Source organism: Photobacterium kagoshimensis, from assembly GCF_050337045.1.
GTDB lineage: Bacteria > Pseudomonadota > Gammaproteobacteria > Enterobacterales > Vibrionaceae > Photobacterium > Photobacterium kagoshimensis.
Genome location: NZ_JAKJSO010000010.1, coordinates 1 through 12,379, shown reverse-complemented (window position 1 = coordinate 12,379; position 12,379 = coordinate 1). Strand labels below are relative to the sequence as shown.

Annotated in this window: 9 protein-coding genes and 1 tRNA gene; 4 read left to right on the top strand and 6 right to left on the bottom strand. The window is 43.8% G+C overall.

What is annotated here, in order from left to right; translation table 11 throughout:
• Window positions 1–4 precede the first annotated feature (4 nt).
• Both L4C35_RS05690 and L4C35_RS05685 read right to left on the bottom strand, forming a co-directional pair.
• The gene (locus L4C35_RS05690) at window positions 5–1,216 is read right to left on the bottom strand and encodes a glycosyltransferase (protein WP_428461972.1); all 1,212 of its coding nucleotides are present in this window, start codon (window positions 1,214–1,216) and stop codon (window positions 5–7) included.
• Between the two features lie 310 nt (window positions 1,217–1,526).
• Window positions 1,527–2,483, bottom strand: a complete 957-nt coding sequence (locus tag L4C35_RS05685; protein WP_428461971.1) for a chemotaxis protein CheV — start codon at window positions 2,481–2,483, stop codon at window positions 1,527–1,529.
• A gap of 444 nt (window positions 2,484–2,927) precedes the next feature.
• Between L4C35_RS05685 and fdhF the strand changes: the two genes are divergently transcribed.
• Window positions 2,928–7,103: a formate dehydrogenase subunit alpha gene (fdhF, locus tag L4C35_RS05680; RefSeq protein WP_428461970.1), complete on the top strand. Its 4,176-nt coding sequence runs from the start codon at window positions 2,928–2,930 to the stop codon at window positions 7,101–7,103.
• 204 nt (window positions 7,104–7,307) lie between these two features.
• Here the strand turns inward: fdhF and L4C35_RS05675 are convergent.
• A tRNA-Gly gene (locus L4C35_RS05675) sits at window positions 7,308–7,382 on the bottom strand.
• 226 nt (window positions 7,383–7,608) lie between these two features.
• Window positions 7,609–7,773, bottom strand: a complete 165-nt coding sequence (locus tag L4C35_RS05670) for a hypothetical protein (RefSeq protein ID WP_162845618.1) — start codon at window positions 7,771–7,773, stop codon at window positions 7,609–7,611.
• A 324-nt stretch (window positions 7,774–8,097) separates the two neighbouring features.
• On the opposite strand from L4C35_RS05670, the gene L4C35_RS05665 reads away from it, so the two are divergent.
• Window positions 8,098–8,484, top strand: a complete 387-nt coding sequence (locus L4C35_RS05665) for a LexA family protein (RefSeq protein ID WP_428461969.1) — start codon at window positions 8,098–8,100, stop codon at window positions 8,482–8,484.
• Window positions 8,484–9,788 carry a Y-family DNA polymerase gene (locus L4C35_RS05660; RefSeq protein ID WP_428461968.1) on the top strand — a complete coding sequence of 435 codons (1,305 nt, stop codon included), beginning with the start codon at window positions 8,484–8,486 and terminating at the stop codon, window positions 9,786–9,788. Before L4C35_RS05665 ends, L4C35_RS05660 begins: the two co-directional genes overlap by 1 nt.
• Window positions 9,789–10,224: 436 nt before the next feature.
• Here L4C35_RS05660 and L4C35_RS05655 read toward each other — a convergent pair whose 3' ends face one another.
• On the bottom strand, window positions 10,225–11,205 hold the full coding sequence (locus L4C35_RS05655) for an integron integrase (RefSeq protein WP_428461967.1): 981 nt from the start codon (window positions 11,203–11,205) through the stop codon (window positions 10,225–10,227).
• A gap of 356 nt (window positions 11,206–11,561) precedes the next feature.
• Here L4C35_RS05655 and L4C35_RS05650 point away from each other — a divergent pair, with 356 nt between their 5' ends.
• Window positions 11,562–11,861, top strand: coding sequence for a hypothetical protein (locus tag L4C35_RS05650; protein ID WP_428461966.1), 300 nt, complete (start codon window positions 11,562–11,564; stop codon window positions 11,859–11,861).
• Between the two features lie 43 nt (window positions 11,862–11,904).
• On the opposite strand, the gene L4C35_RS05645 is transcribed toward L4C35_RS05650, so the two are convergent.
• Window positions 11,905–12,379 (bottom strand): transposase (locus L4C35_RS05645; protein ID WP_428461965.1); only part of this gene is annotated, 475 nt, incomplete at its 5' end.

Genomic DNA, 12,379 nt, shown 5'->3' with positions numbered 1-12,379 from the left:
ATGATTATTCATGGCTGTAACGACGTGTTGAAAAAGACGGCTGAGGTGGTGACGGCGGTAAAGCATCAATCAAGCGACAAAGTGTCAAAGCTTGCTTATGGGCATCAAAACTGTCTTTGACTTTTTTACGTGCCGCCATCCCCATAACGAGACGTTCTTGGTGTGGTAGCGCAATAAATTGCTCTATTGCATGGGTGAGTTGTTCAACATTATTTTGTTTAACAATATACCCAGTGCCTGCGGTCACAATTTCTTTGCAGCCTGATAAATCAGACGTTATTACAGGGACACCAACCGACATGGCTTCTTTTAACACTAAAGGCCCAGTATCAACACTGCCTGATTGTGCAACACAAAATGGCGCGATTAAACAGTCGTAATAAGGGAGGTTTTGAATGATCCATGGATGTGTCTTCGCACCAATAAAGTTGATATGGCCAGATAGCCCGAGATCATGCGCTTGTTGTTTGAGTGAATCTGCCAGTTCACCGTCACCGATAATATCGAGTGAAAATGAATATTGGTTGATTAATGGCTTAAGGCTCGAAATAAGGTACGTCAGCCCTTTTGATTCAATTAACCGTCCAACAAAGACAAACTTTAATTGCGGTGAAATAGGGCGCAGCTGCGGGGTAAACAAGGCGGTTTTAACACCACAGTGCAAGACTTGAATATTCCCTTGATAGGCGTGATTAAATTTATCTGCCATATATTGGCAGACGGCGATCACCAGATCGGCATGCTTTATTTTGGTCGCTATATCAAAAGGGGTTTCATTCACATCGTGTCCATGACCAACAAAAGACACAGTGATCCCTGCTAATTTTGCCGCGGCAATCGCATGAGCAGCAGTATGCTGGCTAAAGTGGGCATGAACATGGTGAATGTTGGCTTCGACAAGCTGAGAAGCCAGTTTCAAACTGTGGAAAAACAATGAGCGTTTAGGCAGTGAATCTTGTTCGTTAATGAATTGCCAACACTTTTTTATTTTGTCAAAAGAGAGAGTGGTTAAAAAAGAAAGATAAAAATCCTCACCTATTTTTTTAACGGGATACATCGTTTTTTGTTTATTTGTGGGGGCACCTGCGACGGTGTTTTTTTGAAAAGTAAACACCATGACTTGATGGCCGCTCTCTTGTATCGATTCAACTTCGGTACGTATGAAAGTCTCGCTTAATACTGGAAAGGTTGGGGCAACAATCGCGATATTTTTCATTCTGGCTCTCATGAATAAAGTGCTTTGTTATTTAAAGCAAAACGTATGCCGTATGAAAATTCAATGAAATATAAAGGTGTGTTGCAGATTGCAATGCAAGCAGCAAATTAGAACGCTGTTATTTATGAAATATAAAGGATGATAGAGATGGATTATTTAATCACGCTACTCGAAGATCGTAATTTTATTATGCTGCTAACAAAAGTGACTGTGTTACATCTTAGCTTGGTGTATTGCTAGTGGCACTAGAAGCAAAAAACTCGCACTAGGCGAGTTTTTGTCGGTTGAGTTGCTGGTTTATCGCTGCTGATTAATCAACAAACTCAAAGCCAAGTACTTCACGTAAGCGGTCTTGTACCACTTCAACTAAGCGGTCAGGCTGGAACTTAGAAATAAAGCGGTTACAACCGACTTTTTTCACCATAGCTTCGTTAAAGCTACCGCTGAGTGAGGTATTCAAGGCAATGAATAAATCGCTCATGCGCGGGTCGTTTCGTACTTCATGTGTCAGCTTGTAGCCGTCCATCTCTGGCATTTCGGCATCGGTAAACATCATCAGAATTTCATCGTGAATATTTTTACCTTCATCACACCACTGTTTGAGCATGGTTAGTGCTTTTAAGCCGTCACTCTTTTCGATAACTTCTAATCCGAATTGAGCCAGTGTATCTCGAATTTGTGCGCGTGCCGTCGATGAGTCATCAACAATCAGGATCTTACGACCAGGCATTTGTTCGACTAACTTCTGATCTAGCACGTCTTCTGAAACTTGCACATCATACTGAATGATCTGTGCCAGCACTTTTTCTACGTCGATGATGCTCACAAGGCGCGTCATGCCGTCACGTTCAAGCTTGGTGATCGCCGTCAGATAGTTCTCTTTACCGACCTGAGTTGGTGGCGGCTGAATGTCTTTCCAGGTCATGTTTACAATGTTCATGACTTGGCCGACCAAGAAGCCCTGAATAGTACGGTTGTATTCGGTAATGATCAGGTTACAGTCTTCGTTGCGCTCGATAGCACGCATGCCAACAGAGTAACGAAGGTCAATAACAGGGATCGATAACCCACGGATATTGGCAACGCCACAAATATTAGGGTGCGAACCAGGTAACGAATGTAAGTGTGGCAGCTTGACCACTTCCTTCACTTTGAACACGTTAATGGCAAAAAGTTGTGATGTATTGAGTTGGAAAATAAGCAGCTCCAGTCGGTTTTCACCAACTAACTGGGTGCGCAAATCAACTGAGTCTAAAAGGTTGCTCATAGTCTTTACTAAAATTCTTCACAGAAATTGTTATGTTTATCATTAAATTATAAAGGGCTCGGTGTGCTAAGTCACGCCCTATCGCTTGTATATAGTTAGCGACCTAAGCTTACATTTCTTTAATGTTTTATTCGATAACTCAATTTGATAATTATTATCAATAATTGAGGGTTAGCATATAAGCGCTTCAAGTTCATTTCTTGCGCGAATAAACAGCCTTAGTGTCCCAAATCAAAGAATTTTCTACTGTCGTGTTTTATGGTGATCGGATAATTAAAATTGATGATATATCCGTCATCCTCGGTGCGCTTTGTATCTATCCCTACCGCTCAATATTGAACAGAAGCTAATAATATGTAGGGCTGTTTCCCCAAACAGTATGGATCCTCTTTTGAGTGGTCCTCTTTGAATAGGCGTGCCGAGCATTATAAATAGAGGCAAGCAATGATTAATGTCACGATTGATGGGCAGGAGTATGCACTAGATGCGGACCTGTCACTGCTTGATGCTGCAAGTCAGCATCAAATTGAAATTCCGTCTTTGTGTGGATTGAACCAAAAGGGCGAAAAAGTCCCTTGTGGTCTTTGTGTTGTAGATGTCGAGGGACAAGGTATCCAACGTGCGTGTGAAATCAAACCTCAAGCAGGTATGACGATCACCACCACGTCAGAAGAGATAGTATCGACCCGCCAAAAAGCGTTGAATCGCATCATGTCTGATCACTATGCAGACTGTGAAGCACCTTGCCAAACGGCATGCCCTGCAGGTGTGGATATTCAATCTTACCTTTACCATATTTCGCAAAATGACCACCAAAAAGCGGTAGAAGTGATTAAGCGCACGTTGCCTATGCCTTTATCTATTGGTCGTGTTTGCCCTGCATTTTGTGAGACCGAATGTCGCCGCAGTATTGTCGATGAGCCTCTGGCTATTCGTCAGTTGAAGCGCCATGCGGCGGATATCGATCTTGCTGCTCAAGAAAGTTATGTACCAGAACAAAAGCCCGCGAAAGGTAAATCCATTGCGGTCGTGGGCAGTGGCCCTGGTGGTTTAACCTGTGGTTATTACTTAACTAACGAAGGTTACAACGTCACTGTATTTGAATCTATGCCCCATGCTGGCGGTTGGCTACGTTACGGTATTCCGGAGTACCGTCTGCCAAAAGCGATTCTTGATCAAGAAATCGAATTGATGTGCCGTAACGGTATGCAAATCGAAACCGGTAAAAAACTGGGTGATGATTTCACCTTATCGCAATTGAGCGATGACTATGATGCTGTCTGTTTGGCTGTTGGCGCCTCTAAAGCGGTTGAAATGCACTATCAAGGCAGTGAATTTGATGGCTGTTACCTAGGTGTTGATTACCTCAAAGACTATGTGACCGATAAGCAATACACCACGGGTAAAAAAGTGGCTGTCATCGGTGGGGGTAACACCGCGATTGACTGTGCACGAACTGCGGTGCGTGCGGGGGCGGATACCACGCTAATTTACCGCCGTACCCGTGATGAAATGCCCGCGGAAGATTACGAAATTGTGGAAGCCGAGCACGAGGGTGTGAAATTCCACTTTTTGACCAATCCTGTCGAAAACATTGCCGATCAGAATGGCCGTGTTTGTGAAGTAAAATTGGAAAAAATGGCACTGGGTGAACCAGATGCTTCTGGCCGTCGTCGCCCTGAAGCCACAGGTGAGTACTTCACCGAAGCCTTTGATACTGTCATTGCGGCAGTATCGCAAAAGCCTGATTTGTCTTTCATGGACAATGAAAAGCTCGATTTGCCATTAACGCGCTGGAACACGCAAGATGCGAACCCAGAGACCATGCACTCAGGCACGGGCAATGTGTTCAGTATTGGTGATTTCCGTCGTGGCCCTGCTACTGCAATTGAAGCGGTAGCGGATGGTCGAGTCGCGGCTGAGGCAATTGATCGTTTCTTCAACGGTTCGATGGAACACATTCCTGTTAAGCCGTTTAATTCGCAAAAAGCGCCAAAACTTAAACAAGTAGATACCAAGCAGTTCGAAAGCCTCAAGAAGGTGATGCGCTCTGTGATGCCTGAGCTAACAAGCAAAGAGCGAGAGCTGAGCTTTGCGGAAGTTGAAACGGGCTTTAGTAATGAAGATGCGATCCGTGAAGCAGAGCGCTGCCTAGAGTGTGGCTGCCAAGCCAATACAGATTGTAAGCTGCGTGATTTTGCGACCGAATATAAAGTTGAAGAAACCGAGATTGATTTAGCCAGTTGCCAAAAATTCGCGGTCGATAACACCTCTGAATTTATAGTATTCGATGCCAACCGTTGTATCAGTTGTGGTCAGTGTGTTGATACCTGTAGTAACCAAGCGGTTCATGGCGTATTGAGCTTTTTGAAAAACGAAGATGGCACCAGTGCGAACCGCCCTGAATGTCGTCCTGGTTTTGATAAGGGTGGGGATAAGGGCTCTGACAAGCGCTACGGCATGGGCGATTCAAATTGTGTGCAATGTGGCGCCTGTGTGCAGGTTTGCCCAACAGGTGCATTGACCGATGCGCGTGATAAATCCCAAGGCCGTATCGAAATGCTTAAGCCAGTCGATACCATTTGTACCTACTGCGGTGTGGGCTGTAAATTGACCATGCTGGTGGATGAATCACGTAACCAAATCCGTTATGTCCAGGGCGCTAAAGATTCACCAGTTAACCAAGGTATGCTGTGTGTGAAAGGGCGCTTTGGTTTTGATTTTGTCGGCAGTGATGAGCGTTTAACCACGCCATTGATCCGCCGTGATGGTGAGTTGCAACCAGCAACGTGGCAAGAGGCGATCACACTTGTGGCCGATAAGCTTTCTTCCATCAAAACGCAGCACGGTGGTAATGCACTGGCGGGCTTCTCGTCGGCGAAAACGACCAACGAAGATAACTATGCTTTCCAGAAACTGTTCCGCCGTGAACTGTTAACCAATAACATCGATCACTGTGCCCGTTTATGTCATGCATCGACAGTGACAGGCCTTGAAGCCTCTATTGGTAGTGGCGCGATGACCAATGATATTCCATCGATCAAACACTCTGATCTGGTGTTTATTATTGGCTCTGACACCACTGCGGCTCACCCTATCATTGGTTCGCACATTAAGCAGGCGTTGAAGCAGGGTAGTGCTCGCTTGATCGTCGCCGATCCGAAGAAGATCGACATTGCAGAACATGCAGAGCTGTATGTCGCGCAACGTCCAGGCACCGATGTAATGCTACTTAACGGCATCATGCAGCAAATCATCGAAAATAACTGGCATGACAGTGCTTATATCGATGATCGCACCGAAGGTTTCGAAGCGTTAAAAGCAGAAGTGATGCAAGAGGCATACTCGCCAGAAAAAGTTGAACTCATCACGGGCATTAAAGCCGCCGACGTGAAAGCAATGGCCAAGATGATAGGTACCGCGGAACGCACTGCTGTTTATTACTCTATGGGTATTACTCAGCACACGACAGGTCACGACAACGTACGTTCGATTGCTAACTTACAAATGCTGTGTGGCAACATAGGTATTGAAGGTGGTGGTATTAATCCACTGCGTGGTCAGTCTAATGTGCAGGGTGCGTGTGACATGGGCGCGTTACCAAACAACTTCCCGGGTTATCAGAAAGTCCATAATCCAGAGGTTCACGCAAAGTTTGTTGAAGCATGGCAGCAGCCAGCCTTACCAAGCGAAGCCGGACTCACACTAACAGAAATCATTGATGCAGCTTGTCACCATAAAGTGAAAGGCTTATTCGTGATGGGTGAAAACCCAGTGTTGAGTGATCCTAACCAAGCGCACGTGATTGAAGCATTAGAAGCGTTAGATTTCTTGGTTGTGCAAGATATCTTCCTAACAGAAACCGCGCAGTATGCGGATGTTGTTCTGCCGTCTTGTTCGTTTGCCGAGAAAGATGGTCACTTCACCAATACGGAACGTCGTGTACAACGCATTTCAAAAGCGGTTAATCCACCGGGTGAAGCGAAAGAAGACTGGCGTATTATTCAAGATGTGGCTCAGGCGATGGGCGCGGATTGGCAGTACACTTCTGTGAAAGATATTACCGAAGAGATCACCCAAGTGACGCCGCAATACGCAGGTATTCATTGGGATCGCGTTGGCCGTGATGGTTTGCAATGGCCGTGTCGAGATGACAATCATCAAGGTACGCGCATCATGCACACGGAAAGCTTTATCCGTGGTAAAGGGCAGATGGCTGCTATTCCATTCCGTTATGCTGCTGAATTGCCAGATGATGAATACCCCTTGGTATTAACGACAGGGCGTTTATTAGAGCAGTTCCACACAGGCACGATGACACGCAAAACCAAGGGGTTAGATAACCTTGCGGGCCCTCGTGTGATGATGTCGGTTACGGATGCTGAACGTTTAGGTATTCGTAATAGTGAAGTAGTGCGTTTATCCACTCGCCGAGGCTTTATTGAAGCGCCAGCGTTTGTGACGAAGCGTATGCAAGTGGGTGTGGTCTTTGTACCTTTCCATTTTGCTGAATCACCGGCGAACCGTTTAACAACCACAGCAACGGATCCGCATGCCAAAATCCCTGAATTTAAGGTAGCGGCGGTGAAATTGGAAAAAGTAGTAGAAGCGGTAGCCTAAGCGTTATTGTTGCACAACCATGAGGGTGCTGTTCTATGGTTGCTGCTTGAAGATGTACTTTATGAAGCCAGTAGGTATAACGCCTGCTGGTTTTTTTTAGGCTAATGGTCTGCGTATTATTGGAATTAGTCTGAATAACAGATACAGAAAAACACGCATTAAAGCGTTTAATTATAAAAGCTGGGATTGTAACAAATAAGAAACTGGAGCGGGCAGCGGGAATCGAACCCGCATCATCAGCTTGGAAGGCTGAGGTAATAGCCATTATACGATGCCCGCTTTATGCTGAAGTAAATTCAGAAGGTGATTTGCATCGAACGAGATACATAATGGCAAATTTTCAGTTTAAAGAAAGTGCTTATTTTTCCAGTGTGATCTATATCACATAAATGTCGATTGAACGTTTAAAAAACAAACTTTTAGCGGTTTTTATCACTCAGCTTTGCTCTGAACAAGCGATACATTTATGTCTTTTGGATCGTCATTGTTCAGAGCAATATGAGAATTAATATTCCCCTTCCTGCTGTTTCTTTTGCTTAATCTGCCAATGTTCTTGCGGATCATAATTGTCATCGCAAATATCAATTGAAAACCCCATGTCGACCACTTCTTTCAATGTGAGGTTATCTGCGAGTTGGGCTGTTTCACCATGAGAATTTTTAAATTCCATATCTATCTCCCTTGATGCATAGCATCAGTGGCTGTGCGAGTGAACAACTAAATAATGGGGTAAGTTAGGGCTAAAGCCAGTAACTTATCCTCAGTGGTTTAAATATAGGACTCAATAGCGACTTTTTCCTATTCCCTTCTATGTGGCTAAGCCTAAAAGGCGAGGTCTAGAAGAGAGTGTGAGCATTCTTTCTGTTTAGTATCATAGCCCTATGGTGATTTAGTGTTCATTTATAAAGGTAAATCCACATAAATAGTAACGTTTTGTCGGGAATACAATTAAACTGTATAAATATACAGTTATTTGTTTTTGATGAGGCAATAGATGGCTCTGCTCCCTTTTTTTACTGAATCAGTGCGCTGTGGTTTTCCATCGCCTGCTGATGGCCATGAAGAAAACTTAGATCTGGATGATTTTCTGATCCGTAACCCGAATGCGACCTTCATGTTGCGTGCGGCAGGTGATTCGATGACAGGGATTGGAATTTATGACGGCGATCTGCTGGTGGTTGATAGGGCTGAGCCTATCGCGCCGGGGCGGATTGTTATTGCGCGTATTTATGATGAATTTACCTGTAAGCGTTTAATTCGTCATAACGGCGGCTGGTGGTTGAAAGCGGAGAGTAGCATGATGGCGCCTTTTCCATTACCTGAAGACTCTGAAATCTTCGGTGTGGTGACACGCAATATTCATGACTTGTTGAAAGTGTAATGACAGTCGGATTTGATGGTAACCGAAACCAAGTGTGGGCGCTGGTGGATGCGAAATCTTTCTATTGCTCTTGTGAGCAGTTGTTTGATCCTACGCTGGCGAATAAGCCGCTGGTGGTCTTGAGTAACAATGATGGTTGCTGCGTCGCCATGACACCCGAAGCAAGGGCTTTAGGGATAAATCGAGGAGCGCCATGGTTCAAAATTTCTCGTGAAGCTAAACAATTAGGTGTCCAGGTGCGTAGCTCAAATTATACCTTATACGCAGATATGAGCCGCCGATTTATCGAAGAGCTGAGTCAGTTCTCGCCGCATGTAGAGCAATACAGCATAGATGAAGCATTTGTGCGTTTAGACGGATTTAAACTCGAGGATTTAACTGAATATGGTCGCGAAATGAAGGCAACGATTGAGCGCAATATTGGGTTGCCAGTGCGTGTTGGAATTGGCGCGACACCGACTTTAGCCAAACTTGGGAATCAAGCCGCTAAGCAGTATGAACACAAAGTGAGAGGTGTGATTCAGATTGATTCTGACCACAAGCGACGTTGGCTGCTAGAGCGTACGGATGTGCAATCAATATGGGGCGTTGGTGCAAAAACAGCGACACGCTTACAAACAGCGGGCATCGTTAATGCGCTACAACTTGCAGACAGTGAACCATCGGATATTAAACGGCTTTGGAATGTTGGATTAGCTCGAACAGTGTTGGAGCTACAGGGCATAGCTTGTATTGACCCAAGGGATATCGATGACGTTAAAAAACAAATTTTATCGAGCCGCAGCTTTGGGGTTGGCATTACTCAGTTTGATGATTTAAAGGCAGCGCTTGCGTTCCATTGTCAGTGTGCGGGTGAAAAACTGCGTCGGCAGGGGAGTCAGGCCAATATTGTGGGCATATTTTTGCGTACTAACCGACATAAAGATGCGCCACAATATAACCGCAGTAGTGCTGTTCCTTTAGCGTGCCCAAGTCAGGATACCTACAAGTTTTTAGATTGTGCACTGAGCCAACTAACGCAAATTTATCGTGCAGGCTATGAGTATCAAAAAGTTGGAGTGATCCTCGATGAGCTATCAGACGCGGGGAATAACACATTTCAACTTGATATGTTTGATACAAGTGCATTGGTTGAGTCAAAGCGCAGAGACTTAATGTCGATCAGCGATTCGATCAACTCTCGTTATAAAAATGGATTAAAACCAGCCTCTGTTATGAGTTCAACCAATTGGCATATGAGACAAGCATTTCGGTCTAATCGCTGGACGACACGATTAGACGAGCTTCAAGTCGCCTCATGCTAGCTTGCCTATATTTCCTGTCATTACATGCATGTTCTATATCATCCCTCTCTCTCATTTTTGCTGTAAAATCTAAACTGTAGTAACCAATGTTAATCCCATAGTTGGGGATAGATTGTCGCTATTTGGGATGGTGTGTGTAGCTTACTATTTATAAGGCATGCTAGCGTTGTTAAGTAATCTGTTAAAAATCAGTTTCTTTTATGTTCTCTGGTAAGTGCATTTTTCATTAATCATGTAAGTTAACGTGCTTTTAGCTCTATATATTGCAGGCCTTCCATGATTTAAATAATAGGTTAGCCTTAAAAATCAACAGTTGTTTGATGTTGGCTCTTATTTTTGGGTTTTCGTTCGTGTAGTATGCTATTTCATACATTGGTGCGAATACACGTAGACACTCAAAATGAAACGGGTGTGCGGTAGCGTGGATAAAGTAGAGTTATTTATCCATCGGACTTATAACCCCTGTATGGTGTATTCCCACAACGTGAGTATAAATCTGTGTTGTTTTAATATCAGAATGACCAAGCAGTTCTTGGATGCTTCGAATATCAGTACCGCTTTCTAATAGCCGTGTCGCAAAACTATGCCTAAAGGTGTGGCACCCTGCTTTTTTTGTAATATTTGATGCTGCTATGGCAAGTTTCATCCGTCGTTGCATTGTGCGATCCATGATGTGATGGCGTAGGTGCCGCCCTGTACGAGGATCTTTACTGATTTTGGGGGCAGGGAATAGATACTGCCAATGTAACGATTTAGCATGGTTGGGGTATTTTCTGGCTAACGCAAAGGGCATATAAACTTCCCCCAGATTATTGTTTAGATCTCTATCATGGGTGAGGTTAACTTGTGTTATTTGCTGACTAATATCAGCATAGAGTGACTTGGCGAGCAAAGTTTGCCTGTCTTTATTCCCTTTACCGCTTCTTACTGTAATTGTACCTGCATTGAAGTCAATATCATTAAGGCGGAGCCTAAGTGCCTCATTCAAGCGAAGCCCGCTGCCATACATGAGTTGTGCAATAAGCTTAAATGGATAATCTAGGGCTTCTATCACCGTTGTTGCCTCACTATGAGAGAAAACAACAGGAAGTTTGATTGCCTTCTTTGACTTACAAAAGGCTAAATCTTCAACCTCAAGTTTTAAAAACTCACGACATAAAAAGACTAACGCGTTAAGTGCTGTCTTTTGCGTATTTGGGGAAATATTCCGTTTAATCACAAGAAACTCAAGATAAGTCGAAATATCATCTGAGCGAATGTCACTTTGACGCTTGTATTTCCCATGCTTAATAAAGCGCATAGCCCAGTATAAGTAGGTTTTCTCGCTACTATAGGCTAACCCTCGCGCTCGCATATAACGACGATAGCGCTGAGTGAAATTATCCGAGTGTTGTTTTAATGGGGTTGGTATATCCATACTTTTAAATTTAACTGTTTTTATATACAGTAAAGTTAGGCCAGATAGAGATTGTGCACAAGAGCAGAGCAAAGGCGATGACCAGAATTAGTAGCGAGAGCAAATAACACTGAAAATGAGTGTAAGGTCAGTTTCAAAAAGGCCGTAAAGAATAGGTCCTAACTGATACGTCTATCTACCCGCACTGGTAGGTTTTACGACTCGGTTACGTAGAAGAAAATGTTATGTGCCAGATCCTAAAAAAACATCAAAATAGTTTGATGTAAGTCCTTTTTTGAGTGTGATAAAATGATGTTTTGACAAGCAAGTTGAAAAATAACTTAAGGAACGTCTGAGCGTACAAAAAGGGTTTTCCATTGAAAGAATATATACTCTGCAACTTGGCTGATTTAACCGAGGTTTTACATTTGGCCTTAGAAGGGAATGACGTAGATGCAAGTCACAGGGAGATTTATTTAGGGCATTTAGCTATGTGCGCAAGATTGTTTAAGATCATTCAGCTCAACCAAGGCAATCAAGAATTTAATAGAATACTGAATCTTGAAGCGAGGGTGTACCGTTTAGCTACGCCAAACGATGATAGAGGTAAAATAGTAAAAGAAGCTTGGGAGCAGGTTTTTCCAATACTACATATGTATAACGAAATTAGCACATAACAATCGCTTCAACCTGACTGCCAACCTATGGCATTTTTCTGGTTCATCGCGGCTTTCCGGGGAAAGCCGCTTTTATCTTTAGGAAGAAATATTCCGTATCTCGATATCCGTATCCCATACGCTTGATGAGTTTTATCTTGTTATTGATCCCCTCCAGCGTACAAGTATTCAGATGATATGAAGCGGATGCCACGATACCGTGAAGGTAAGGTTTGAGTTTTCTAGCGAAGTTGATGAGAGGCTGTATGCCACTCTCATTCACCTGCTGCCACCATACTTCCCATAACCCGATAGCTTGCTCCTCTGAATCACAATACCAAAGCTCCTTGAGCTGAGCCCCAAGTAAGTGCGTTATCATGAGATCTCGATTAATCGACAGTATTTCATCTAGGTAACTTGCCTGTTTAGCGCTTAAGTTCTCTCTTTTTTTCAGCAGTACCCACCGCGAGCGCTTTATCCAACGGCGTGCTTTTCTGTCAGCCTTTAGTTGATTAGCTTGGTCGTTGATTAGCTTGGTC

What these genes read in the sequence shown, in the direction of transcription:
- L4C35_RS05685 (WP_428461971.1), bottom strand. Translation starts at nt 2,483, where the DNA reads ATGAGCAACCTTTTAGACTCAGTTGATTTGCGCACCCAGTTAGTTGGT.
- L4C35_RS05665 (WP_428461969.1), top strand. Translation starts at nt 8,098, where the DNA reads ATGGCTCTGCTCCCTTTTTTTACTGAATCAGTGCGCTGTGGTTTTCCA.
- fdhF (WP_428461970.1), top strand. Translation starts at nt 2,928, where the DNA reads ATGATTAATGTCACGATTGATGGGCAGGAGTATGCACTAGATGCGGAC.
- L4C35_RS05690 (WP_428461972.1), bottom strand. Translation starts at nt 1,216, where the DNA reads ATGAAAAATATCGCGATTGTTGCCCCAACCTTTCCAGTATTAAGCGAG.
- L4C35_RS05655 (WP_428461967.1), bottom strand. Translation starts at nt 11,205, where the DNA reads ATGGATATACCAACCCCATTAAAACAACACTCGGATAATTTCACTCAG.
- L4C35_RS05670 (WP_162845618.1), bottom strand. Translation starts at nt 7,773, where the DNA reads ATGGAATTTAAAAATTCTCATGGTGAAACAGCCCAACTCGCAGATAAC.
- L4C35_RS05660 (WP_428461968.1), top strand. Translation starts at nt 8,484, where the DNA reads ATGACAGTCGGATTTGATGGTAACCGAAACCAAGTGTGGGCGCTGGTG.